18 protein-coding genes and 1 rRNA gene are annotated in these 26,298 nt (G+C 46.0%); 9 read left to right on the top strand and 10 right to left on the bottom strand.

Annotation, left to right across the window (positions count from 1 at the left end; genetic code table 11):
• Positions 1-82: ribosomal RNA gene (gene rrf / locus H8S84_RS13350) — 5S ribosomal RNA — on the top strand; the annotation flags it as partial.
• Between the two features lie 434 nt (positions 83-516).
• On the opposite strand, the gene H8S84_RS13345 is transcribed toward rrf, so the two are convergent.
• The 5 genes from H8S84_RS13345 to H8S84_RS13325 all read right to left on the bottom strand — a co-directional run bounded on the left by H8S84_RS13345 (position 517) and on the right by H8S84_RS13325 (position 8,386).
• A complete protein-coding gene (locus tag H8S84_RS13345; RefSeq protein WP_187067827.1) occupies positions 517-1,812 on the bottom strand; it encodes a M16 family metallopeptidase in 1,296 nt (431 codons plus the stop codon).
• Positions 1,813-1,830: 18 nt separating this feature from the next.
• Complete coding sequence (porV, locus tag H8S84_RS13340; RefSeq protein WP_187067826.1) at positions 1,831-2,946, bottom strand: type IX secretion system outer membrane channel protein PorV; 1,116 nt, start codon at positions 2,944-2,946, stop codon at positions 1,831-1,833.
• Positions 2,947-2,997: 51 nt separating this feature from the next.
• Positions 2,998-6,849, bottom strand: coding sequence for a type IX secretion system sortase PorU (gene porU, locus H8S84_RS13335; RefSeq protein ID WP_187067825.1), 3,852 nt, complete (start codon positions 6,847-6,849; stop codon positions 2,998-3,000).
• A gap of 169 nt (positions 6,850-7,018) precedes the next feature.
• Entirely contained in the window at positions 7,019-7,729 is a 711-nt protein-coding gene (gene pssA, locus H8S84_RS13330) for a CDP-diacylglycerol--serine O-phosphatidyltransferase (RefSeq protein ID WP_187067824.1), read from the bottom strand.
• Between the two features lie 21 nt (positions 7,730-7,750).
• Complete coding sequence (locus H8S84_RS13325) at positions 7,751-8,386, bottom strand: MBL fold metallo-hydrolase (RefSeq protein ID WP_187067823.1); 636 nt, start codon at positions 8,384-8,386, stop codon at positions 7,751-7,753.
• 81 nt (positions 8,387-8,467) lie between these two features.
• On the opposite strand from H8S84_RS13325, the gene H8S84_RS13320 reads away from it, so the two are divergent.
• From H8S84_RS13320 to H8S84_RS13305, 4 genes are read left to right on the top strand one after another with little or no spacing between them, the layout of a single operon-like run.
• The gene (locus H8S84_RS13320) at positions 8,468-9,556 is read left to right on the top strand and encodes an NAD(P)/FAD-dependent oxidoreductase (protein WP_187067822.1); all 1,089 of its coding nucleotides are present in this window, start codon (positions 8,468-8,470) and stop codon (positions 9,554-9,556) included.
• A 4-nt stretch (positions 9,557-9,560) separates the two neighbouring features.
• A complete protein-coding gene (locus H8S84_RS13315; RefSeq protein ID WP_187067821.1) occupies positions 9,561-12,746 on the top strand; it encodes a hypothetical protein in 3,186 nt (1,061 codons plus the stop codon).
• A 9-nt stretch (positions 12,747-12,755) separates the two neighbouring features.
• Positions 12,756-13,907: a serine hydrolase domain-containing protein gene (locus H8S84_RS13310; protein ID WP_187067820.1), complete on the top strand. Its 1,152-nt coding sequence runs from the start codon at positions 12,756-12,758 to the stop codon at positions 13,905-13,907.
• 13 nt (positions 13,908-13,920) lie between these two features.
• Positions 13,921-14,694 carry a sulfite exporter TauE/SafE family protein gene (locus H8S84_RS13305; RefSeq protein ID WP_187067819.1) on the top strand — a complete coding sequence of 258 codons (774 nt, stop codon included), beginning with the start codon at positions 13,921-13,923 and terminating at the stop codon, positions 14,692-14,694.
• Between the two features lie 63 nt (positions 14,695-14,757).
• Here the strand turns inward: H8S84_RS13305 and H8S84_RS13300 are convergent, their stop codons facing one another.
• The gene (locus tag H8S84_RS13300; RefSeq protein WP_187067818.1) at positions 14,758-16,299 is read right to left on the bottom strand and encodes a SulP family inorganic anion transporter; all 1,542 of its coding nucleotides are present in this window, start codon (positions 16,297-16,299) and stop codon (positions 14,758-14,760) included.
• Between the two features lie 401 nt (positions 16,300-16,700).
• On the opposite strand from H8S84_RS13300, the gene H8S84_RS13295 reads away from it, so the two are divergent.
• The 4 genes from H8S84_RS13295 to H8S84_RS13280 all read left to right on the top strand — a co-directional run bounded on the left by H8S84_RS13295 (position 16,701) and on the right by H8S84_RS13280 (position 20,991).
• The gene (locus tag H8S84_RS13295; protein ID WP_187067817.1) at positions 16,701-17,579 is read left to right on the top strand and encodes a YicC/YloC family endoribonuclease; all 879 of its coding nucleotides are present in this window, start codon (positions 16,701-16,703) and stop codon (positions 17,577-17,579) included.
• A 483-nt stretch (positions 17,580-18,062) separates the two neighbouring features.
• On the top strand, positions 18,063-18,866 hold the full coding sequence (locus H8S84_RS13290; RefSeq protein ID WP_187067816.1) for a M57 family metalloprotease: 804 nt from the start codon (positions 18,063-18,065) through the stop codon (positions 18,864-18,866).
• Positions 18,867-19,193: 327 nt separating this feature from the next.
• Positions 19,194-19,997 carry a M57 family metalloprotease gene (locus tag H8S84_RS13285; RefSeq protein WP_187067815.1) on the top strand — a complete coding sequence of 268 codons (804 nt, stop codon included), beginning with the start codon at positions 19,194-19,196 and terminating at the stop codon, positions 19,995-19,997.
• 190 nt (positions 19,998-20,187) lie between these two features.
• Positions 20,188-20,991, top strand: a complete 804-nt coding sequence (locus H8S84_RS13280; RefSeq protein WP_187067814.1) for a M57 family metalloprotease — start codon at positions 20,188-20,190, stop codon at positions 20,989-20,991.
• Between the two features lie 330 nt (positions 20,992-21,321).
• On the opposite strand, the gene H8S84_RS13275 is transcribed toward H8S84_RS13280, so the two are convergent.
• From H8S84_RS13275 to gcvH, 4 genes are all read right to left on the bottom strand, one after another.
• The gene (locus H8S84_RS13275; protein WP_187067813.1) at positions 21,322-23,970 is read right to left on the bottom strand and encodes a S8 family serine peptidase; all 2,649 of its coding nucleotides are present in this window, start codon (positions 23,968-23,970) and stop codon (positions 21,322-21,324) included.
• A 178-nt stretch (positions 23,971-24,148) separates the two neighbouring features.
• Positions 24,149-25,441: a M28 family peptidase gene (locus H8S84_RS13270; protein WP_187067812.1), complete on the bottom strand. Its 1,293-nt coding sequence runs from the start codon at positions 25,439-25,441 to the stop codon at positions 24,149-24,151.
• A 53-nt stretch (positions 25,442-25,494) separates the two neighbouring features.
• Positions 25,495-25,827: a VanZ family protein gene (locus H8S84_RS13265; protein ID WP_187067811.1), complete on the bottom strand. Its 333-nt coding sequence runs from the start codon at positions 25,825-25,827 to the stop codon at positions 25,495-25,497.
• Between the two features lie 68 nt (positions 25,828-25,895).
• Positions 25,896-26,276 carry a glycine cleavage system protein GcvH gene (gene gcvH, locus H8S84_RS13260; RefSeq protein WP_187067810.1) on the bottom strand — a complete coding sequence of 127 codons (381 nt, stop codon included), beginning with the start codon at positions 26,274-26,276 and terminating at the stop codon, positions 25,896-25,898.
• Positions 26,277-26,298: the final 22 nt, after the last annotated feature.

Genomic DNA, 26,298 nt, shown 5'->3' with positions numbered 1-26,298 from the left:
TTCCCATCCCGAACAGAGAAGTTAAGCCCGGACGCGCCGATGGTACTGGGGTCACACCCGGGAGAGTAGGTGGCCGCCAACCCCAACAGGAGGGGCAGCAGGAGAAATCCCGCTGCCCCTTTTTTCATTCACCCCACCCTAACGCAACCCGCTACAAGAGCCGGGACTGATGCGTTTTGAAGACAAAGTAAGGAGAGGTTTAATTAAATGAGTGGAAAGATAATTTGACTGCTCACACATTCGTAACAGCAATAAGCAGCTTCTTAGATATAGTGCAAAAAGTAAAACCGCATTTTATTCTCTGGTAATAGTGTGGTAGTATACATCCTCTATTTAGTCTTACTTATCTTTTATACTAGCTTGATAGATCTTGTTATGAATAAAAGCTATTGTGCAATGATTCTAAAGTTGTATCTTCATAAATTTTTAAGATATGTTTTCCCTAATTCTAGGTAGCCTATAAATGAAAAGAGCCCACTTGTTGGGCTCTTTTCATTTATAGGTCGTGTTGCTTTATTAGCTATACTTTCCTGCTACTACAATATGTAAGTCTTTTTCCTGTAAGTATTGTTGAGCCAGTTGCTGAATTTCTTCTGTAGTTATATTCCTAACTGTGGCTACGTAACTGTTGTAGAAGTTCTGCGGAAGATTATTCAGAACAATTCTTTTATACCTGTCAGCTTGCTCGAAAATGGTAGCTATGTCATTTAGGAATTTGCCTAGCATGTAATTCTTTACCGTCTCTAATTCCTCTTCTGGTACTAGTTCGTTCTGAAGCAGTGAAATCTCTTTCATAACCTCATTGATAGTATCTTCAGTAACTGAGCTTTTAACATCTGTTCCTATAAAGAAAAGTGTATCATGCTCCTTAGGAGAAATGGCAGAGTAGATGCCATAAGTATAGCCCTTATCCTCTCTAATGTTTTTCATGAGTCTGGAGCCAAAGTAACCTCCAAATATCTCATTCATCACTAGCAGCTTCTGATAGTCGTTGCTTGTCATCATTGGGAACTGCTTACCGATTCGAATAGAGGACTGTAAACTTTCAGGCATCTCTACCAGCTCATTTTTAACAGGTAATGCCACCTTTTCTCTATTGATGCCTTCTGAGCCCGCTACACCAGAGTTAGCTCTGTTCAGTTTAAGCTTGTTTATAAGTGATGTGAGCTGCTGATGCATAACTTTATCAACTGCACCACAAGCAAACACTTCTAGCTCCTGTGAAATGAAATTTTTCTTATAAAACTCCTTAGCTTTAGTGAGGTCTACTTTATCGAGATCTTGTTCATCATATCCAAAGATATAAGGATGGCTGTTGCCATATATTTGCTTTGTGAAAGCATGGGTTGCCAAGTAGCTGTTCTTTTGCCTTTGTACTTTTAGGTTTTGCTGAGAGCGTTGTTTTAATAGGTCAAATTCGCTTTCAGGGAAAGATGGATTTTCTAGTACATCGATAACTATAGGTAATAACTCACCTATATATTTAGCCAGGCAGTAAAGCGTAATTTCTGTTCTGTCATAGCCATGATTAATATCTAATGAAGCACCATAAAATGCTACCTTTTCAGCAATTTGCTTAGCTGTTAAGTTAGTTGTGCCCTCCAGTAGCATTTTAGAGCTTAAGTCGGATACGCCATTTTCTTCTTCGTACCACTTACCGGCTTTAAAAACAAAATCCAGCCTGATGACAGGCTGGGTTTCGCTTATGATGCTATGCAGACGTACTCCATTGTCTAAATTAGTTACTTCAGCAATTTGGAGTGTTACCGCATCTATTTCGTGTATTTCTGGAGCTTTTGTTCTATCAAGCATTATTATCTTGTCGTTCAGTTATTCTAGGTTCAACGCAATGCTGAATCGTAGGGTTTGTGCCAGTGGGTTATTCTGATCATTAGGAATCAGGTAAGCAGCATCGATACCAAATTTCTGGTAACGCAGTCCTAAACCTAGTGAGAAGTACTTTCTGCCTCCTTTTTCAGGGTGCTCATAGAAGTAACCAGCTCTTGCGGCAAATAGGTCGTTGTACCAGTATTCTACACCGGTAGAGATATTAACCTCTTGTAGCTCCTCGCTGAAACCGCCTTCCGCATCACCAAACGAGGTAAATATACCGCTTAGTACTGTTTGCGTACTATCTGCTCCTGGAGATGGTACTAAAAGTTTATTTGCATCTACCGCTAATGTAAGTTTATTATAAGCATCCAGGTTGTAAGTAACCGCTGTGCCTAGTTTTAGGTTAGTTGGCAAAAAGTCTTTCTCGTCTTTAGTAGTATAAGAGATCTTACCACCAATGTTAGATATATTACCAGCCAGAGCTAAATTAATTTTCTGACCCAAATCTTTATTATAGTATACACCCACATCTACTGCAGCGGTGTTGCCCGGTTCTGATTCAAAAGACTGAGTAGAACCACCAACATTTACATTGCCGGCCAGGTTAGAGTGAATGAAACGAGCACCTATACCCAAGCTAAAGTTTTCGCTAAGCGCCTGTCCGTAAGCAACCGAAACTGTGTATTCTTTTGGATTATAATCTTGGATAGGATTGCGTTGCTCATCTATAAATTGAATCTCACCCAGATCGAAGTATAAAAGAGAAACAGAGAGCGCAGATGTTTCGCTCAATTTTTTGTAACCTGACAAATAACTAAGCGACATATCATCAACGATGTTGCGCAGCCATGGAGAGTAAGAAAAGCTAACACTCAGGTCGTTCTGCACAAAGCCGAGTTTGGCTGGGTTCCAGAATGGCGCGTTGGCATCCGGACTTAGTGCCACACCTGCATCGCCGAGAGCAGCAGAGCGTGCATCAGGGGCTACAGTTAGGATAGGAACTGCCGTGGTTACTGCATTGCTACCTACCGTAGATTGTGCGAAGGCAAACGGAGCTGATGCAAACGCTAACACGAAAGCAATAGCTTTTATTAAAGTACTTCTTTTATACATAGGTTGTTTGTTGATAACACTATACCAAATATAGAAATATTGAGTTAGATTTTAATTTAAAATTACAAGCTTTTCAAACTTGGAGGTTTTAGAGCCATCCTGCTGCGACCTTACGTTTACTTTATAAATATAAACGCCTTTAGCCAGCACATCATTGTATTCATCTTTGCCATCCCACGTTAATTCTGCCAAATGTGCTTTACTTGCATAACTTGTTGTCTCTAATGTCTTTACTAACTTACCTGAAATGGTGTAAATCTGAATCTGAATTTCCAGGTTGTCGCCGGCTCTGTTATGATCAAAATGAAATGTTGTTTTGGTAGAGAACGGGTTTGGATGATTCAGCACATGCTCTAACGCAATTTTGCTATCATTAGATACAATAAACTCTATGTATTCTTCTGCCGCGTTGTTATGTGTGTCCCAAGCTTTAATTCTAAGCGAATGAGGCCCTGGTTCCAAATCTTTGAAAGTATACTTTACGCGCCCAGCCTGGTAACTATCCGGCTCAGAAGTATAGTAATCATTTAGTACAAGCAGATTGTCCCGTTGCTCATCAAGTATGGCCGTTATTTCGTGCCCGATTCCTAATCCTGCTGTATTAATACCGTTCTCATCAAAAAGTTTTGCCAAAAGCACGGCATCTTTGTTTGTAGTGCCTCCAAATACAAAGGATTCATCGTTCATAAAGAGCTGCAGGGTTGGCGCTGTGTTGTCCGCCTGAACGTTTTTAGCCGTACCGCCCACCACTACAGACTGGTTGGCTCCTAATGCATCCTGTAGCTGGTTGCTGGCATAGAGCGAGATTTTGCCCTGCCCATAATTATAGGCAATATCTTTAGGCACAACAAAGCTTAAATCGAATAAGCCATTCTTTATAGTCGCCTTGCCATCATAAATCACGTTTTCTCTTACGCTTACAGGAACAGATGGAGAACCATCATCGCCAAAAGTTTTAAGTGTAACCGGCTTCTCATAAACAGTTACCTGTACCTCACCATTAAAATTAGAAGCAACACTACCTGCACCTGTACGCACCTGTCCTTTAAGATTAATCTTCCCAAGAGCGCTGAGGGTATCTGAGGCTACTGCCTTATTGTTGATGTGTGTAATCTCCGTGTTAAGAGCAGTAGAGGCCAATTGCTGTGATGGGTCGGCTAGTAGGGAGAAGTTACGATTGTTAACCCCCTTGGATCCGCTAATGTTGTCGGTAATGCTGTTATTCTTGGTGTTTAAAACCAGATCGCCTAAGCGTGTTTTAGCACCAGTTGCAGGTGTAAAAAAGCTTTTAAAGAAGTTACGGTTGAGCACGCGGTTGCCATTCGAGTAAACAGGGCGCGTAGTTGTAATTAACCCTACAGCTCCACCGTTTGGATGAAGCAAAGCTGTTTCTGCCCCCGATACAACCGTTGGGTCGTCGTAGCGGCCGAATTCACAGGTGGCCGTTAATAGGAAGGTAAGCCTGTCTTTGTTTGTCCAGCTGTTTATACGAGGTATGGTAATCAACTGCTCAGACGCAAGACTCACCTCATTTCCGTGGCCAGTGTAGTTAGTGATTAACGAGCCCTGCTCAATAGCTTTATTAAGCGCAGCAACTGCATCCGGTGCCGACTGCCCGTTTGCCTCATACACTTGCCGGTAAAGATCTATGTATACTTTATTAGGGTTGTAGTTGATGGCGTTGCTCTTCAGAAAATCAGCCAAAAACTCCGCATCGTTCTGGTGCTCGTTGTAATCACCGTCATCGGCCAGTAAAGTTACGCGGCTCTTCCACTTGCCAAAATGAGAGGGGCTGTCGTAATTGATAACCTTACTAACCATAGTAGAGGCCTCAGCTACTGATTTTGCAGGTAGCCTGCCAATGCCAACGTCCAGCAGGTGATCGCCGATAGTAGACTCTATCCATTCGCCTTCTTCGTCATCTAAAAAGCCATAATAATCTTCAGAGGAGTAACTGGTGATCGGGTGTAACGATTGCCTTGACTCATAGATAGGAACAAAGTTGGTGTTGTTGCTGAGGCGGTTCTTGTAGTCGTAAGAGGCATCGCCTAATAGCAGCAGGTACATATGGTCATGGCCACTTTTATTGCTTCGCTTGTACAGCATGCGCATAAAGTCGCGTATGGCTGTTACATCCTGTGCACCAGAAGAGAACTCGTTAAAAACCTGTGTAGTGGTAGTTACAAGTACTTGCATGCCACTGTGCTTGCGCCTATGCTCTGCCAGCCGGTTAGCCTCCTGTAAAAAGCGTGGGTTAGAGATGATAACAAAATCCAGGTTTCCGTCTAGGTTCTGCGCATGCAGGTTCTGGTTATTTACTTTTCCGGCTGCTATGGGTTTATTGCTGATATTGCTTTGCAGCACTACAAACTCACGAAGGGTAGCGGTAGCAGTGCTAAAGCTGATATCGGTGCCGGCGTCAGTTTGCTGTAGCACAGGTGCCAGCGGGTTTGTAACATCCCACACCATTGCACCAGCCGGTGCCCCGGTAATTCTGAAGGTGCTTACTGGCGCGGCCATACTTGCCACAGACCTGAAGCTGGTTTGGTCTCCTTTTAGCCTTAGCTGCCGCTCATAGTTTAGCAGCAGGTAGTTCAGATAACCAAGCGAGGTGGAGCTGCCCCCAGTACCGAAGGCCAGGTTAGTTTCAAGGGCAGTAGGGGAGCCTAATGCTTGCTGGCTTATAGTATAGGTTTTTATACTATTAGTGCCTTGAGGATGATAACTGTATGTGCCACGCGAAGCGATAGGCTGAGTTCCTATTGTCTGGTTATTGACTTTAATTGTGAAAGCACTTTCTACTGGTGAATTTGCCATTAGGAAGGCCGTAAGTTTTACATCGGAGCCACCTACAATATCAGAAATAGGCAAACTGATGTTGTGCGATGTAACAAAGGAGCTGAATTCTTCTCCGTACCATTCCCGACCTGAGAACACCATGTTCTTCAGGTCGCGCTCATGGAAGTGACGTTCGTTATAGCTGGTGATGGTTTGTGTTGCTCCTGTTGCCTGTGCACGGCTGCTGATGCGCTTGCCTTGTGCCGAGCCCACTCTCAGGAAATAGAAAGCTGTATCAGAGTAAACGTTAAAATTATGCTTAAACTGCTTTTGTGTAGCGTCATATTCCCAAGTATGTGGGCCTTGCCCATAAAAAAGCACGTAATCATTATCGTCAAAACGGCCATCTGCCTCTCCGATCACCATTACCGGGTTTTCAACTAGGTCATCAGGACGGGTAATATTATTTGGTTGCGGCAGCATACCGCCGCCATTGCCATAAAGCTGAATTGTTTTAGGATCAAGGCCTTGTGTATTTATGCCAAGCGTTTGTAGCAGGCCTTTGTCTATTTTGTAAACCCCAGACGATGTAACAGCCAGTTTGTACCAGTTGCCACTGCTTAACACAGAATTGCTGGTATAACTTGTTGCGCCAGCGCGGGCATTAGCCGCTTTTATCGATGCCGAAGTATACTTGTAACTAAAGGATGTCAGCTTTTCGAGTTGGTTTGTCTGCGGGTTTCGCCGGATAGGCAGTACTGTTACCACAGCTACAGGGGTTTTATTCTCGGTGCTGTTTACTACATGTACCTCAGGGGAGGCCGCAAATTTATACTTGCCAAACAGCTTCTGTTCTGCTGCCGTGAAAGGCTGGTATACTGCATCGGTAAGTGAAAAATTCTCGATGTGCTGCTGTAAACGAAAACGGTAGTAGGGTAGGCGCTCAGCGGGATCTAGGGTAGCACCATCAAAAGTCGGTACTTTATCAGACAGGTTATCAACAGGAAGCACAGTTTCGTAGCCCTGCCAGTTTATTCTTATACTTTGCTGGGCATTGATACGATGGGTAAAGAAGCTCGAAAGCAGGAAAAACGTGCTAATGAAAACGAGTCGAAATTGCCTCATTATTTAACCGTAATAGTGTTAAAGCAGGAGGCCTTGGCTTAACTCCAAAGCACCCCTTTGCAAAGTAACAAAATTACGGGTAATATATTGTATTTCAGCAGGATTTTGCAGCTGTTTTAGCAATACAGGCTGGTTATACTTAACCAGCAGTTTCGGACAAAGCACAACATCAGTTTGATGAGTGCGAAGCCTTTTTTACAACAGACAGAAGTATGTACAATACAATGATTAGTGGTATGGCTGCAAACTGAAGCAGCACCACCAGGATAACAGACAGAATAAGGAAGATATACCGGACTGAGTTATCCTGCCAGGTAAGGTTCTTAAACTTTAAAGCAAAAAGCGGTAACTCTGCCACCAGCAGGTAAGACAGCAGTATGGTAAGGGTTACCAACACCCATGGGTTAAGTATAACTGCATAGTGCATTAAATCGCCATGCTCAAGTATGAGCGGCAGCGAGGATACAAAAATAGTGTTGGCTGGCGTTGGCAGACCGATAAATGAAGTGGTCTGGCGGGTATCGATGTTAAACTTGGCCAGGCGCAGGGCCGAAAAGATGGTTATCAGGAATCCGAAAAAAGCCACTGTCTCTATCGGGAAGCCAAGAAAGCTTTCGCCGGTGCGCTGCAGCAGCATAAACATAACTGTACCGGGCACCACGCCAAACGAAACCATGTCTGCCAGGGAGTCTAGTTGCTTGCCAATTTCGGAGTACGCTCCCAATACTCGTGCTATCATTCCATCTAGGAAATCGAACACAGCTGCAATGCCTACTAAGTAGGCTGTATACACGAGCTGGTTCTGAAAAGCAAAGTATAAAGCCAGGCAGCCCGAGAAAAGGTTAAGGCAGGTGATGGCGTTTGGTATATGTTTTTTCATGTGCTGTTGGCGGCAAGTATACTACCGCAGAAATGGGTTATACTTTTTTTCGTAGCCGATGGTGGTCTCAGGCCCGTGACCCGGGTAAACTGTTACATCGTCGGGCAGCGTGAAAAGCTTTGTCTTTATACTTTGGATAAGCGTATCGAAATCGCCGCCGGGTAAATCTGTTCTGCCTATACTTCCCTGGAACAATACATCGCCGCCAATTACCTTCTTCTCTTCTTTGTTGTAGAACACTACATGGCCAGGCGCGTGGCCAGGCGCAAAGATCACATCCAGTTCGGTGCTACCGAATTTAACCGTGTCTCCTTCTTTTAAATACTTGGCAGGCAGTTGCTCTGCATACATCGGGAAACCGTAAACTGGTGCATAGGCTGGCACCGAGCGCAACGTTTGCTCGTCTTCGGGGTGTATTTCCAGTTCTACGTTATAGGTATCGGCTACAAACTTGTTGCCCAGCACATGGTCTATGTGGCAATGGGTATTCAGCAGGCGCACCACTTTCAGGTCATTGTCTGCGATATACTTTTTCAGTTCTTCCTGTTCGTGTTTGTCATAGCAACCTGGGTCTACCACCACGCACTCTTTTGTGTCGTCGTGCAGCAGGTAAGTGTTTTCCTGAAATTGGTTAAAGGTAAGGCAGGTAACTTTCATTCGTGTCGTTTTTTACTTTCTGGCCCAGAAAATCGGCTTCTAAGTTACGAATTTCACCTGTACATCTTGTAACTTGCCTCTATGAATTACGATTTTGTAGTTGTTGGGCATGGCCTGGCAGGCGCCATTTTAGCCTATACTTTGCGCAAAAGGGGGCATCGTGTTTTAGTTGTTGATGAGCCTAAAGTGGACACAGCCTCTAAGGTTGCGGCAGGTCTGGTAAACCCTGTTGCCGGAAAGCGCTTTGCAAAATCGTGGTTGGCAGATGTTTTTATTCCGGCAGCGGATGCGCTGTATAGCGAGTTGGAGCAGCGCTACGGGCAGCAGCTTTACATCCGGAAGCCTATCTATAAAATCTTTTCCTCTATTGAAGAGCAAAATACCTGGATGGCCAAAAGTGCCGGCGAGGGTTGGCAAGGATATATTGACGCCACTTACACGCAAAGTATAAACCAGCCGGGCATAGACGATCCTTTTGGCGGCATCATGATCAGCAGGGGCGGGTACTTGAAGGTAGAAGAAACTTTGCGTTTGCTTACGAAAGAACTGCAGGAGCAAAACCTCCTGTTGCCGGAGCGCTTTAACATCGAACATCTGGGTTTAACAGATGCAGGCGTGCAATATAAAGGTATCGCGGCCAGGCACCTTATCTTCTGTGAGGGTTACCAGGCGGTTAAAAATCCATACTTTAAGTGGTTGCCGCTGCAGCCAACCAAAGGAGAGGTGCTGGAGGTGCAAACGCATAATTTTGAGCCGGAATGCATCTATAATAAAGCCGTTTACGTTGTTCCGATAGGAGGAGGCCGCTTTAAAATAGGTGCAACTTACAACTGGCGTGAGGCCGACGAGGTGCCTACAAAATCAGGTGAAGAAGAGCTGGCCGAGCGTTTCAGGCAAATTACTTCTGAAGATTTTGAGGTTGTAGGGCACAGGGCAGGCATCAGGCCGGCTGTGCGCGACAGACGACCACTAGCTGGTGCCCATCCGGATTTTAAACAACTGAGTGTGTTTAACGGTTTGGGCTCTAAAGGTGTGATGATGTCGCCGTACCTGGCGGAAAACTTTGCCGAAGCATTAGAAGGCAAAACCAACCTGCTCCCGGAGATACACATTTCGCGATATTTTTCGTTATATTACGACTACATAAAACACCAGAACCATCAAACCTAAGCGCATGCGTTTTTATACAAGGTTATTGTTGCTCTTTGTGCTGTGCTCTTTATCAGTTAACACCCTGCAGGCCCAGCCTGGCCGCGATGTTTTCGGGAAGAGCCGCATTCAATATAAAAACTTCGACTGGCAGCTCTACAGCACCCAGAACTTTAACATCTACTTCTACAGCGGAGGCAAGGAGACAGCATTGAATGCCGCAGAGTACGCTGAAAAAGAGCTGAAGCGCATCACAAGCCTGATCGGGTATTACCCATACTCCAAGGTAACGCTCATACTTTACAACACCACCACCGACCTGCGCCAAAGCAACATTGGCCTCGACAATGAGCAATACCAGATCGGCGGCGAAACCTTGTTCATGAAGAACAAGATAGAGCTGGCATACGAAGGCACCCAGACCGAATTTAAACGCGACCTTAGCTATACACTTACCGAACTGCTGCTAAACGATATGATGTATGGCGGCAGTCTAAAAGAAGCTTTACAAAGCAGTTACCTGTTGCGCCTGCCCGATTGGTTTATCAGTGGCGTGTCGGCTTATACAGCCGAGGGCTGGAGCATACGCATGGACAATTACATGCGCGACATGCTGCTGGAGTCGAAGCAAAATCCGCAGGTGTTCTTTACCCGCGATCCTCAACTTACCGGCCAGTCTATCTGGAACTATATTGCTGAGCGCTACGGCTACACTTCGATCCAAAACATACTTAACCTTACCCGCATTACCCGCGACATAGAGATTGGGATTACCAGCAGCTTAAATATCCCTTACAAACGCTTTCTGCAGGATTGGAGAAATTATTACCTGCAGATAAACAGCAGTGCGGACAACAGGTTGATAACGATGCCGGAGGCTGCGCGACTGTTTAACAAGAACAAACAGAACCACCGCTATTCTGAGCCTGTGCTGAACCCTGCCGGTACGCTGCTTGCCTATGCCGAAATGGATAATGGCAACTTTAATATAATTGTGCAGAACGTTCGCACCAAAAAAGACCGTGTAGTTTGGCGCGGAGGCTACAAAACCATGGATCAGATGGTAGATTACAAGCTGCCGGTGCTGGCATGGCGCTCAAACAACCAGCTTGGCTTTATTGAGGCGCGACGTGGTAAAATGACGCTGCGGCAGGTAGATGCCCGCGACCGTTACGCTTTGCTTCCTTTTTACGAGAACCTAACCACGCCTGCCGTTACCCTCGAGCAGTTTGCGCAGGTTTACGACATGAACTACTCTGAAGACGGGCAAAGCATAGTAGTTAGTGCCTTAAAAGACGGACAGACAGACATATTTATACTTACAGCCAACGGCCGTTTACAGAAGCAGCTCACGAAAGATATCTTTGATGATATCCAGCCAACGTTCTTGCGTGGCGGACAGGGAGGAATTGCATTTAGCTCTAACCGCTGGGTAGATACTACAGGGGCGACACTTGATGCCACCTTTGCCAGTGTAGTTAATAACTACGATATTTTTTTACTTGATGCGCAAGGTGCTAACCTGAAACAGCTTACCAATACTGTAGCCAGCGAGTTAAGACCGCGTGCAACAGAAGACGGTAATTTGATTTATCTGGGCGAAGCAAGCGGCATACGTAGTTTGTACCGCTACAACCTGAGCACAGGCACCAGTACGCCGCTTACAAACTTCATGCAGGGGATTGACGATTATGACTATGTGAGCAGCAACAATACTTTAGCCTTTGTAGCAAAAGACCGTTCCCGTGACTTTGTGTACCTGCTGCCAAACTTTACTGCTACTACGCTGGATGAGCTGCCCAAAACATCGCGCCAGATCATACTGGAGACAAGAGTAAGAGCACCGCAGCAATCTGCCGCTACCCGAAAGTTACTGGAAAGCGAAAGCAAGAAGAAAAAAACTGCCAGAACAGAGGGGGAAATTAATATTGATAACTACCAGTTCAGCACCGAACAAAAACAGGTAGCTAAAACAGACAGCACAAAAGCCTCTCCAATAGTGGCTAGGCGCCCGGCCTCTAACCTACAAATTGCAGGGCCACTGGATTATGATGTGCGTTTTAGCGTGCACGAGATTGTTACATCAGTTTATGCCGACCCACAGCTGGGATTTGGTATAGTTGCCGGGGTTAACATGAGCGACCTCTTCGAAAACCACCATATTAGAGGCAGCGCGTTTATAAGAACAGACCTAGAGACAAGCCGTGTATGGGCAGAGTATATGAACCTGAAAAACAGGGTAGACCTAGGTATGCAGTTCCGTCGCGATATCATACTTACCGAGGTGCCAGAGACAGGTGCAAAGCTTCGTTTCTCTAAAAATGAATTTTCGCCAACGCTGGTTTACCCGCTTAGCCATAGCACTAGCATCAGAGCGCAGCCTAAGTTTGTAAACACCAGGTTCACTTTTGTAAACAGCTTCTCAACGCCAGACAGCATTACCAACTTTGGTGGTGCCAACATAGAGCTGGTGTATGACAACTCTGTAACTACAGGTGTAAACATGCGCGAAGGTACCCGTATGAAAGCCGGTATACTTTCCCTGCAAGGTTTTGACGAATCTGCTGTTAGCTTTAGTAAGTTTTATGTGGATTTACGCCACTATCAGAAACTGCACCGGCAGATTGTGCTGGCTACTCGTATTGGCTATGGTTCATTCTTCGGCAACTCTCCCAAACGCTTCCTAATTGGCGGCATGGACAACTGGTTATTGGCTGATGATGACGAAGAATCCGAGCAGAATGATATCCTGATACAGTCGCCGGCCGATTTGTTTTACCTAGAGTATGCCACGCCGCTAAGAGGTTTTAGCTTTAACACGCGTAATGGTACCAAGTACCTTATGGCAAATGCAGAGCTGCGCATTCCGATTGTGCAGTACCTGTACAGTGGTCCTATACCTTCTGGCTTTTTCCGTAACCTGCAGTTTACAGCTTTTGCCGATGCTGGTTCTGCCTACAACGGATCTAACCCTTTTACAGGTAATAACTCCATCAACACCCGTGTAGTCGGTGGCAGAAGAAGCCCTACAGAAGTAGATCCGTTCGAAATTACGGTGATCAACTATCGTAACCCGTTCTTGCTGGGCTATGGTGTTGGTGCCCGCACTACCTTGCTGGGTGTGTATGGCAAGCTGGATGTAGCTTGGGGCGAAGAGGATTACGAGCGTAAAGGACCTAAGTTCTATATCACCTTAGGGTACGACTTCTAAAAATTCTGCATGAATAGAAAGACAAAGCGCTATGGTGCTGGCGCTATACTGCTGCTTATGTTAGGGGCAGCCTGGATACACATGGCTGATAAAAACTACCTATACAAAGCAGTAGTGTACAACTTTGCTGACATAGATGACCGCAACATATTTGACCAGCGCGAAATAGACGCCCCCCGAAAGGAGCAGCCATGGCCGCTGGCAAAAAACTACAACAAACTAAGCCTGCCCGAAGACCTGGAGCAACAGCACCTGGATATCCAGTCTGTCGCCTTTCTTCTGATCCACAACGACTCCATACTTTACGAACAGTACTGGGATGGCTACTCTGCGAAGTCGCTGAGCAATTCCTTTTCGATGGCTAAAAGTATCGTGAGCATGCTGGTTGGCGTGGCCATAAAAGAAGGAAAAATCAGAAGTGTAGAGCAGCCTGTAGCCGATTTTCTGCCTGAGTTTAGAGAAGGCGATAAATCCAAAATCAAAATAAAGCATCTACTGTGGATGAGCTCTGGGCTAAACTGGGACGAGTCTTACAGCAGCCCTTTGTCGGTTACAACAGAGGCTTACTATGGCTCCGACCTGAAGAAGGTAATCGATAGACTGGAGGCGGTAGAGGAGCCAGGCAGACAGTTTAGCTACAAAAGCGGCGACACGCAGGTGCTGGGACTAGTGCTGAAAGCTGCCACCGGCAAAAGCCTGAGCGAACTGACAGAGGAAAAACTCTGGAAGCCATTGGGTGCCGCAGAAGACGCAGAATGGAGCCTGGACAGGCCTGATGGGATAGAAAAAGCCTACTGCTGTTTCTACTCCAATGCCCGCGATTTTGCCCGCTTAGGTAAGCTATACTTGCAGAACGGTGTTTGGAACGGCGATATCATTGTGCCTCCTGCATACGTTAAGGCATCCCTTACACCTAATGGCCTGGTAGATGAAAGAGACCAGGAAAAGGTTGATTTCTATGGCTACCAATGGTGGCTGCTGCCAAACTATAAAGGACAGGACGTTTTTTACGCGCGCGGCATACTGGGGCAGTACATTATCGTGATCCCGGAGAAGAACATTGTGATGGTGCGATTGGGTAAAGAGCGCGCTGAGCGTGTGGGCAAACACCCCGGCGAAGTACTGACCATGATCGATGCAGCCAATAAACTGATACCATAACATACTTTGTTGGATGGATTACCTGCTTATCTGTGCTACTGCTTTTATCGCATCCGGCTTAACTTTTTTCTCTGGTTTTGGTTTGGGTACATTGCTGGTGCCTGTTTTTGCCCTGTTCTTTCCGATTGATATTGCCATTGCCTTAACGGCAGTTGTCCACTTCCTGAACAACCTGTTCAAGCTGACTTTGGTAGGGAGACATGCAAAGCTGCCGGTGGTGCTCAAGTTTGGTTTACCCTCTATTGTAGCTGCCTTTGCCGGTGCTGCTTTGCTTGCTATCATATCAGAATGGGAGCCTCTGGCAAGTTATACTTTAGGCGCAAAGGAGTTCTACATCACGCCGGTCAAACTTATTGTGGCTTTGCTGATGATCGGATTTGCATTATTTGATCTGCTTCCCCGGTTGGCGACGCTTTCTTTCGATCCAAAGTATTTGCCTGTGGGAGGCGTTCTTAGCGGTTTCTTTGGCGGGCTTTCAGGTAACCAAGGTGCGTTGCGCAGTGCTTTTTTAATTAAACTAGGTTTAAGCAAAGAGGCTTTTATAGCAACGGGAGTGGTTATAGCTTGCCTTATTGATGCCAGCCGCATTAGTGTATATGGTAAACTGATCTTTGCACCGGAGCAAAGTATAAACTATACGCTGTTGGCTGCTGCTACGGTCTCGGCGTTTGCGGGGGCGCTACTGGGCAACAAGCTCCTTAAGAAAGTAACAATACAGGCGCTGCAAATGATAGTGGCCGTTATGCTTATACTTGTAGCACTTGGCCTTGCAACGGGGCTGATATAAAAAAACAACGGCTATACTTTGCTCAAGTATAGCCGCCGTAAGCAAATGTATTTTATACTTGTACTAAGCCAGTTTATCTGTAACTACGGCATAGTGTGGGTCTTCCAGAATGTTTACATCAATCACCTTATCTGCATTCTTTAACAGTAGCAGGCAGTCGGGGCTCAGGTGCTTCAGGTGTAATGTTTTGCCGGCCTTATGATAGCGTTCCGTAAGCTTGTTAAGCGCATCAATCCCAGACATGTCGGCCACCCTACTTTCTTTAAAGTCTATCACCACTTCTTCAGGGTCATTCAGTACGTCAAATTTCTCAGTAAAAGCAGCTACAGAGCCAAAGAAAAGCGGGCCATACATTTCATAGTGTTTTACACCGTGTGCATCCACGTACTTTCTGGCTCTTATACGCTTGGCGCTTTCCCAGGCAAATACTAGGGCCGCTATAATTACACCTATAAGTACGGCCAGGGCTAGGTTATGCAACCAAATGGTAATAGCGGCCACAAGTATACCTACAAACACATCATGCCTGGGCATTTTATTGATGATCCTGAAACTTATCCACTCGAACGTGCCTATAGCAACCATAACCATAACGCCTACCAGAGCGGCCATGGGTACTCTTTCAATTATCGGTGCCCCAACAAGTATGATTATCAGAATGGTTATAGCGGCTACTATGCCTGCTAATCGTGCACGCGCGCCAGCCGACAGGTTTACCAGTGTCTGCGCGATCATGGCGCAGCCACCCATTCCAAAGAAGAAGCCATTTAATAAGTTGGCGCTACCCTGTGCTATACTTTCTCTGTTGCCGCTGCCGCGTGTGCTCGTAATTTCGTCTACCAGGTTCAGGGTCAGGAGGCTCTCGGTTAAGCCTACGCCGGCCATAATCAGGGCGTATGGGAAGATCACCTGCAGCATCTCCAGCGTTAAAGGTACCTCCGGAATATGGAACGGCGGTAGGCTACCGCTAACAGCGGCAATGTCTTTTACCAGCTTCGTATCGATGCCGAAGCCCAGCACAACGCCGAACACCACGATAATAGCGACCAACGATGGAGGAACAGCTTTTGTGATGCGCGGTAGCAGCACGATAATGGCGATGGTTAAGGCTACCAAACCAGCCATGATGTACAATGGCGTTCCTGATAACCAAGTGGTTTCGCCATTAACAACGGTCTTAAACTGCTCTATCTGCGACATGAAAATGATAACCGCCAAACCGTTTACGAAGCCATACATAACCGGCTGCGGCACCAAGCGAATAAACTTACCCAGCTTAAAAACACCTACCAGGATCTGAAGCACGCCGGCAAGTGCCACAGCGGCAAAAACATACTCCAGCCCATGCGACTGCATTAGCGCAATAAGAACCACAGCCGTTGCGCCTGCTCCACCGGATATCATGCCCGGCCTGCCGCCAAACACGGCTGTTACCAAACCCATAATAAAGGCGGCATATAACCCTACCAGAGGAGGAAAGCCGGCAATAATTGCAAAAGAGAGAGACTCTGGAATCATGGTCATGGCAACGGTAAGGCCTGCCAGTACCTCAATTTTATAATCGACTTTTTTACTGAAGTCGAATAAGCGTAAAAAAGGCTTCATATGTAAGTAAAAGAAATGTACTAATAGTGAAGAATGAATGCGAAAAATAGCATTAGGCTATACTTCAGGTTAACGCCATACGCTTACAGTTGCAAGCGCAAGCAGGCAAACAAATTTTAAGCAGGATTGGATGCTAAGAACTCACGGCGGAGTAAGAGACTTGAAGAAGAGTGCATTCATCATTATGGATGCAAAAGTATGAATTTTTGAGTTACCGTACAGTATCTACATCTTGGTCCCATCAGGCTTAAAGAAACAACGACACCAAATTTAATGTACAAGGGAAAATTAGCTGTGTTGGCCGCATACTTAAAATGATGTGAAGAAGCTTTCAGGTGCTGTGCCACGCAAAAGTGAATAATTATGCCTAATTTGCCAGCGTACCATATTTAGTAAAGATTATGTTGCAATCCATGACAGGCTTCGGCAGTGCCCGCCTTGATTCTGATCAGTATTCTATTTGTGTTGAGATTCGATCTCTAAACTCTAAGGGGATGGACCTGAACGTTCGCACACCACGCTATCTGAACGACAAAGAGTATGAGATTCGGAATATGGTTACGAAGGCATTGGTAAGAGGCAAAGTATCTGTCACTGTTGATTACTCAAAAAACAAATCGCAGAAAGCCAAGAACAACATTAACCGCGAGCTGCTGCAAGTATACTATAATGAGTTAAGCCAGGCTGCCGATGCAGTGGGCGCCTCTAAACAGGATTTGTTCCGTTTGGCCCTGCACATGCCAGAGGTATTGCAGCAGGAGCAGGACGAGGAAGCAGGCGATGCGGATTGGAGCATAGTGCAGCCCCTGCTGGAGGAGGCGCTGAAAAGTATAAATACTTTCCGTGCCGACGAAGGCAAAGCACTTACCGCAGAAATTATGGCTTACATAGACCGTATCCGTATTCTGCTGGCTGAGATCGATAAGCACGATCCAGTGCGCATGGAAAACATCCGTAACCGAGTAAGAGGCCACCTGACTGAAATCTCTAACTCGGAAAGCTTCGACAAGAACCGCTTTGAGCAAGAGATGGTATACTTTATGGAGAAGCTGGATATTGCCGAAGAAAAGGTAAGGCTGATCAACCACCTGCACTACTTCACGGAAACGGTTTACTTGCCAGAGCCCACTGGTAAAAAGCTTGGCTTTATATCGCAAGAAATTGGCCGTGAGATTAACACCATCGGCTCTAAAGCCAACGATGCCACCATACAACATTATGTGGTAGAGATGAAAGAGGAACTGGAGAAGATAAAGGAGCAGATAAACAATATTCTTTAATCTGGCTTAATGCTCTCTTAACAGGCCCCCGCAAATTATACTTGCAGGGGCCTGTTGTTTTATACTTTACTGCCACACACTGCACAAAAAAAAGAGTCTCTTTGAAACATAGTTGCAGATTTGTATTATGTTACTTTTCTGTTGTTTAATAGCGGGTTTTGATCAGATTTTCTTTTAAGATTGCTGAATTGCGCAATATGGGGGCAGTGCAGGCTGTGTTACCTTTTGTTGCAATTATTCCTGTTTTTACAGGATGTTATCCAATACTTTTATCCTACTAACATCTGCACAATAGTTCTTAAGGTTTGCAAGCCTGTTCGTGCCGATGTTTAAGCTTCTCCCTCCAACCTTCATCTATGATACCAACTTAAAGTTGGCTCCGGTACCTGTGTTTTGCAGAGGCACTAGCCAATTTTTGTGTCTTTATCCAAGTATTTTCTGTTTTATTAACCTATATGTCTAACTTTTAATTGTTTAATGTTTATGAAAGTAACCCGTTTACTTGCTGTAGCTGCCTTGGCAGTTGTGCTTGGCTTCTCTTCTTGCCAACAAGAAGAAGAAATTACGAACAAGGCAGAAGTATCTGAGCAAATCCTGAATCAGATAACTGCAATGGGCTTCAACAACCAAAATGTGCAGAAGGTTGAAGGAGGCTATATCGTAGAAGGTGATATCTTCTTAGGTGAGAAGGATCTGGCAACCGCATACGACGAGAAGGCCGTACGTGTGGGTGAGTCGGAGCAATACCGCACCAACAATCTGGTTTACGTTGGTAGCACTAGCCGCACAATCCGTGTAGCGATTACTACAAGTCTTCCTTCTTCTTATGTAACAGCGCTTGATGAGGCAATCCGCCGCTACAATGCAGAGAACTTAAGAATCAAGTTTCAGCGTGTATCATCTAACTACGAGATTCTTTTCTCTAAAGCTCCGTCTGGCTCTACTTACCTTGCTTCAGCTGGTTTCCCATCAAATGGTAATCCATATAACAGCGTTAAAGTAAATTCAGATTATCTGGGCTCTAATCCTGGTACTAACTACCTTGCCACTATTCTTGCACATGAAGCTGGTCACTGCATCGGCTTCCGCCACACCGATTACATGGATAGAAGCTACTCTTGCGGCGGTTCTTATTACAATGAAGGCGCAAGCACAGTAGGAGCAGTACATATCCCTGGCACACCAACAGGTCCGGACCCGAACTCCTGGATGTTGGCTTGTATAGGTTCAGGAGTTAACCGTTATTTTAACTCTAACGACAGAACAGCACTTAATTACATTTATTAAGGCTAGTCTGTAGCTTAAACATAAAAGAGGGACTCTCTAAATATAGGGAGTCCCTCTATTTTTGAATAGCTAATAAAAATTATTGAATAATTATACTAATATTTAGTTGTATTTGCAGGTTAGTTGCACATGCAATAAATGTCTATAAATGCCATTGTCATTATTAGAAAAATTATAATAAACCGATGCTAAAATTTAAACATTTATATTTTTAAATTTTACTGTTTAAACATTGATTTATAGCAAAAAAAACAGCAAAAATATCTTGTGTTATAACTTATATATCTATATATTTATTTTATGTCTAACTTAAAATTATTAAAAAACATGTTTACAAAACGATTACTACTGTGCGCAGCCGTAGTGGCTACCCTTGGTTTCTCTTCTTGCCAGCAGGAGGAGGAGATCACTAACAAAGAAGAAGCTTCTCAGGAAGTATTGGCTCAGATCAAGGCCCTTGGCTTCAGCAACCAGAATGTGCAGAAGACAGAAGGCGGTTATGTAGTAGAAGGCGACATCTTCTTAACGGAGAACGACCTTACCGGCGCCCACAACACGAAGGCGCTGCGCGTGGGCGAGTCGGAGCAGTACCGCACCACCAACCTGGTGAACGCCGGCACTGGCCGCGAGATTACCATCTCAATGGATGCTTCGCTGCCGTCTTCTTATGTGCCAGCACTTGACGAGGCGATCGCACGCTACAATGCAGAAACCCTAACCATCACAATGCGTCGTGTTGCATCTAATGGTAACATCCAGATCGTTGCAGCGCCTAAGTCAGCGCAGTACTTGGCATCAGCAGGTTTCCCGACTTCGGCCGGCGATCCGCACAACCTGATCAAGGTGGCCACGCGTTACATCGGCTCTAACCCGAACCAGGCCTGGTTCGCCACCATCCTGGCGCACGAGGTGGGCCACTGCATCGGCTTCCGCCACACCGACTACATGGACCGCAGCTACTCTTGCGGCGGCAGCTACTCCAACGAGGGGCAGTCTACGGTGGGTGCCATCCACATCCCGGGCACGCCGACAGAGGCTGACCCGAACTCGTGGATGCTGGCCTGCATCGGCTCTGGCCAGAACCGTCCGTTCAACTCCAACGACAAAGTCGCTCTCGGCTACCTGTACTAAGGAAAAACTTAGTATAACATAAATACAAAAAAGGCCTCTGCAGTAATGCAGAGGCCTTTTTTTATGTACTATTATATGTTTTGTATAGACATTAAATGTATAAACATAGCAAAAATTTAATTTTTAACTTGTGTTATAACATTGATATCTATATATTTATTTTATGTCTAACTTAAAATTATTAAAAAACATGTTTACAAAACGATTACTACTGTGCGCAGCCGTAGTGGCTACCCTTGGTTTCTCTTCTTGCCAGCAGGAGGAGGAGATCACTAACAAAGAAGAAGCTTCTCAGGAAGTATTGGCTCAGATCAAGGCCCTTGGCTTCAGCAACCAGAATGTGCAGAAGACAGAAGGCGGTTATGTAGTAGAAGGCGACATCTTCTTAACGGAGAACGACCTTACCGGCGCCCACAACACGAAGGCGCTGCGCGTGGGCGAGTCGGAGCAGTACCGCACCACCAACCTGGTGAACGCCGGCACTGGCCGCGAGATTACCATCTCAATGGATGCTTCGCTGCCGTCTTCTTATGTGCCAGCACTTGACGAGGCGATCGCACGCTACAACGCTGAGGGATTGACGATTACTATGCGCCGTGTATCTTCTGGTGCTGATATAAGCATTGTTGCTGCTCCTCGATCTGCTCGTTATTTAGCATCAGCAGGTTTCCCGACTTCGGCCGGCGATCCGCACAACCTGATCAAGGTGGCCACGCGTTACATCGGCTCTAACCCGAACCAGGCCTGGTTCGCCACCATCCTGGCGCACGAGGTGGGCCACTGCATCGGCTTCCGCCACACCGACTACATGGACCGCAGCTACTCTTGCGGCGGCAGCTACTCCAACGAGGGGCAGTCTACGGTGGGTGCCATCCACATCCCGGGCACGCCGACAGAGGCTGACCCGAACTCGTGGATGCTGGCCTGCATCGGCTCTGGCCAGAACCGTCCGTTCAACTCCAACGACAAAGTCGCTCTCGGCTACCTGTACTAAGGAAAAACTTAGTATAACATAAATACAAAAAAGGCCTCTGCAGCAATGCAGGGCCTTTTTTGTATTTATAGCAGCAGTGTAAAGATAAAAGTTGATGTTACGTTATAGGGTGTGCCTTGATCAAACAAGTAAGAGCGTCACAACTTGTGAAAAGATAATAACAGTAGTATAAAACATCCAGGGTATCTCACGAGGTGTGTTACAGGTTAATGAAGCAGAGTAAAGCTGGTATAGTGGCACATTAAAGCTACCAATCGAATAAATATCTCTCCGCTGTTAAATCCCTAACACGAGGTTTGTAATTCTACATAGCATCAATGGAAAAAGCTGCTAAAGTATAACCACGCGTAAAGAAATATATAATCCGGCATCCGACTTAACACGAAGTATATAAAGGCCTTTCACTAAACCGGTAGTATCCAGTGTTTTTACAACTCCAATCTCTTCTGATTCTCTTACTATTTTCCCAAGCTGGTCATAAAGCTGGAGTGTGGCAGCATCGCCAGCCACAGCAATGTGCAAAGGTTGTCCTGCCTCTACTGGGTTTGGATATACTTGCATATAGCCATGCTTTGTATAAACAGCTTCCTCAATGCTGCTATAGTACGATGCCTGATGTAGGGTTTCTACTTTTACTCTATACTTGTTGCTGCCCGGAGCCGGAGCCGGGTCAAGTAGCTGCAGGTCTAGTCCAGAGCTTGGCTTAAGTGTTTGTACTGCCTTAAAACTGCCGTGCTGCTGGCGCTCCAGGGTAACAGAGGCAACCTGATAAAGTGTGCTGAGTTGCAAGTTCAATCGAACAGTGTCCATTACAAACTTTTCAGGTAAGAAGCTCTTTATATAGCACCCTGTGCCCGGTCTGCTGTAAGCTATCGCATCGCTTGTTTCTGCCAGCATATCTTCTACAATTGGAGCTACTAAAATATGATCACCTAAGTCCTGCAGCGTTCTTTTATCGAGCACGGCAAGGGTATCGGATGTGGCTAGCAACTTAGAAGTATACGCTTTATCTACAAACAGCAGCTGGTACTCTTTTACCCCGTTAAGCGCAGGCCAGTAAACCATTGCCTCGTCTGTGCAATCGAAACCAACATTGAGTTTTAGTTGCTTAGTAAGTATGAATGGTTCTGTGGTTATACTTGTACCTGCAGTGGATAACCGAAGCTGTGCCACGGCAACTGTGTCAGGGGCCTTCCATTCAAAGTATAAATCAGCGGTGTTAACTTCAGAGATTACCGTCCAATCTCTGTCCTGCGATAGTTTATACTCTAGTTGGGCTGGTTCGGAGGCTATACTTCCCTGCCACCGCAGTTTGTTCTTTTCGCCGGCTTTCAAGCTAAGGCCGACTGCCGGATAAAGCCACTCCAAGGCTGCCTCGTATTCGTACACCAGGCTAAAAGCTTGTGCTTTATCCTGCACCTTATATCCCTTTACAAGAAGCTCGTACTCGCCGCCTGCTGGCAGGTCTATTGTTATCTGCTCTACATTGTTCAGCCTGTCCAGGCCGCGTTTAGCTGGTTTGGCAAGTGAATCGGCATGCGGAAATGTGCTGAGTACCCACGGGAACCAACCTTTATTCGTGCCTATGTGCTTTACTTCCAGGTCAAGGTCGTTGATCAGGGCAGTTGCAGCACTTGGGTCTGCTTCTTTATCATGCCACACAAGAGTTACTTTCAGGGCTTTGGCACCCTCTGGCACCCTTATACGAAATGACTGCTGCTCATTTTGTGCCACACCGGCCTCTACAAACCTCGTCTCCAGTATACTCCTCACAGCGCCCAATGCATCGGTATTGCCAAACCCAGATGCAAAATCTACTGCCTTCCGGCCTACATCGTCGGCGCTGTTAATAAGAGCAGCTTTAACAAGCGAAGCAGTAGGTAAGTTGCCTCCATACTGGTTTTTATAAGCTTGCTGCACCAACACTGCTACTCCCGATACCACTGCAGCCGCCTCTGAGGTGCCGGCTATACCATACGCCACTAATTCTGGTTTCACCCTACCATCAAAAGCTGGGCCTTTAGAGCTAAGTCTGCCTATTACATTGCCAGGTTCCAAGGCTCCCACGCTTAGGGTGTTTTTAGAGTTTTTGAACTGGCCGGTTAAATTAGCAAAGCCGGGTAAGTTAGCGTATGTACCTGCTGTCTCTGCTTTGTCGCCGCTGTTACCCGACGAGAAAACGTGCAACAGCTGTGGGTTCTGAATTGTTTGCTGATCGTAGGCTACTGATTCCAGGCCGTAATAGTTCTCTACACCAACACCATACGAGTGGTTTTGCACACCCACTCCATTACTTGTAAGGGTATTGCTGTTATCTGGGAAAAGCTGCTTAAAGCTTGAGGTAGCAAGTATAGCCTTGGTAGCAATACCTCTGCCTCTGGGTCCTGAGTTACCCGCGCCTGCAATAATGGTAGCCATGGTAGTGGCATGCTGGGTGTAGCCCTCAGTAAACGACTCTGGTGCCAGCACGCGTGCTTTTAGGTCTATATCTGAGGGGTTAAAAGCGCCCTCCTTAACTGATACCACCATGCCGTCGCCGGTAAGATCTGGATAGGAGGCCTGCAGGATAGGGATATTGTTAGCTGCAAAGTCTACATCCTTTAACTCGGCCTCTTCTTTAGGTGTTCTGTGTGCCCGGTCTATGAAGGTGACGTAGGGAGAGTTTAAAAGCTGTTTTAGCTGTGCTCCTTTTACTCCGGTAAGTGCGATGGCATTTGAAGTGCCTGTAAGTTCTTTTGCGCTGACAGCTATGCCTTGGCTTTGGAGCCATACTTTAAACGCAGCCTTGTCTTTAACGGCCACTGTGTAATTTCTTGCTGTATTACTTTGCAGCGACTCACGGAGAACCCGCGCCAATTTTGCCATTGCCTGCTTCTGCACCACCACATCCGCCTTCTTCTGTGCTGTAAGAGAAAAGGGGGTGAGGAAGAACAGTAACAAAAACAAACTAGTCTTGTGGCGCGCGTAAAAGTTCTGCATAGGTAACTATTGAGAAACAAAGAATTCTCCGGGGCAGGAGAATCGAACTAACACTAAAGCTAAAGAATTGCCCTCAATAACACAATACCTCCGAGTGCCTTAACATAGTAAATTTTAGAGATTTATACCTGTTTAAGGCAGTTGATGAACAGTCGAAAAGGTTTGAGTGGATGCTATGTTACTTAGATTTATACTTTGAGGTCTTCTGCAGGTGCTCTGTAAAAGATGTTATCAGCTTAAACACGTCTGCAAACCTGGTTAACGGCAGTTGGTTGGCGAAGTCCTGGGTGTTGTGATAGGCGGCAGTGCCACCCAAGGTGTAAAAGAAGAAAGCCGGAACACCCTGCTCCGAAAATGGGTAGTGGTCGGAGTTGGCTGCTTTGCCACGGCTCTTGATCTGCGGCAGGTAGTTATACTTCTGGTTAATGGAGCTCAGCAATTCAAATTCCTGCTTATGCACCTGTCCATTCACCACCATCATTCCCTCGTCGCCGGTGCCCAGCAGGTCCAGGTTGACCAGAAAGCGGATATCGCGAAGCGGGAACAGTGGGTTATGGACATAATAAAAGGAACCAAGCAGGCCGGCTTCTTCTGCAGCAAAGGCAATAAAGGCCATGCTATACTTTGGCTTGTTTTCGGGTTTGCTAAAGTGCGCTGCCAGCTCCAGCAGCATAGCCGTGCCGCTGGCGTTATCATTGGCACCCGGAAAGTAAACCTCTTTGCCTTGCCCACCCAGGTGGTCGTAGTGTGCCGTGAAAACTAGGAAAGAATCAGGTTTGGTACTTCCTTCTATGTAACCAATTACATTTTGCGCCTGGTGGTTTGGGTTCACGCTGCTCTTGATGCTATACTTTATACTTTGCGCTTTGGCAGGCCATGCTGTAGACAATACTTCCAGCATCGGCGTGGCTTCTGCTTGATGTGCAACAGTGGTTAGTAATGCCTTTGGCTGAAGTATAATATGCACAGCAGCTTGCTGCAACTTTTGCTGGTACGGCTGCGGCAACTGGCTAATTGGTTTTGCGTCCTGCTGGCGGTATACGATGGCTTTGCCCTTAAAATTTTGGCTGAAGAACTGTTGTGCTGCGGCCGCATCTGTGAGGGCAAGTGAATCTAGTACAAGTATAGCTGCTTTTCCGGAGCCGGAAGGAGAAGAGGCGCGCGCTACAAAGTCCTTGCCTGCTAACAGCTTTTTCCCGTCTATCTCTAATTGTGGTGTTTCGGTTATCCTGTTCACCGGAAAGCTGAAGCTCTGGAAGTATGAATTGCCCAGCGGTTTCAGTCCCATCTGCTTAAACCTGTCACGAATGTAGTCGGCTGCTCTTGCGTCCCCGTCTAATATGTATCCTCTCCCATGAAAGTATGGGCTGGCCAGGGTATCCACAGTTTGCCGTACCCGCTCCATGTTCTGAGCAGATGCCGTACCGGTGGCTACAAGTATAAAAAAGAGAAAGATGCGGAAGTGCTTCATCTATTAAAGATAAGCAATTGCAGGCAAAAAAGATGCGAAGCGTAAATGAAGGATTACCAGATGTACACCCACTTAAACAGCACTATACCCAGCAGGCAACCAATGGTATTAGCCAGCACATCCATGATATCGCCCTGGCGGCCATAGATAAAGAAGTGCTGCATCAGCTCCACAAAAACACCAAACATAAAGCTGATGAAAAGACTCGCCCTGATGGCAAAATGACGAAGCTTAAGGTAACTGAACTGCTTGGTTAGCCCCACAATCATCAGAAAAGTAAGGATACCAAAGAGAAAGGCGTGGGCAAAGGAGTCAAAAGAAAAAAGCTCCCATACCGAAAGAGAGGGCATAGAAGAAGAGGGCAGTAATGTCGTTAACAAGATCATTACTGCCCACAATATTGTAAACAGATTATAGCGTAGTATCAAACCGGCTTAATCTATCACATCAATAATTACTGGCCGATAAGCTCGCGGTAAGCCTCTGCAGAAAGTAAGCTGTCTACTTGGCTATTGTCACCGATAGACATTTTAATGATCCAGCCTTCGCCGTAAGGGTCAGAGTTAACAAGCTCAGGGCTGCCTTCCAGCTTCTCGTTAAACTCAAGTACAGTACCGCTAAGTGGGCTAAACAGGTCAGAAACAGTTTTAACGGCCTCTACAGTGCCGAAAACATCTTCCTGATTTACTTCTTTATCTACAGTGTCGATGTCTACATAAACAATATCGCCAAGTTCGCTCTGTGCGAAATCAGTGATGCCTACATACGCTACATCGCCATCAATGCGGATCCACTCGTGGTCTTTTGTATACTTTAAGTTCTCTGGTAAGTTCATTTGTTTTATCTGGTTAAGATTA

Origin of the sequence: Pontibacter cellulosilyticus (genome assembly GCF_014306105.1) — a bacterium.
Taxonomy (GTDB): Bacteria; Bacteroidota; Bacteroidia; order Cytophagales; family Hymenobacteraceae; genus Pontibacter; species Pontibacter cellulosilyticus.
The sequence above is the reverse complement of the archived record's forward strand: the minus strand, read 5'-3'. Positions and strand labels throughout refer to the sequence as shown.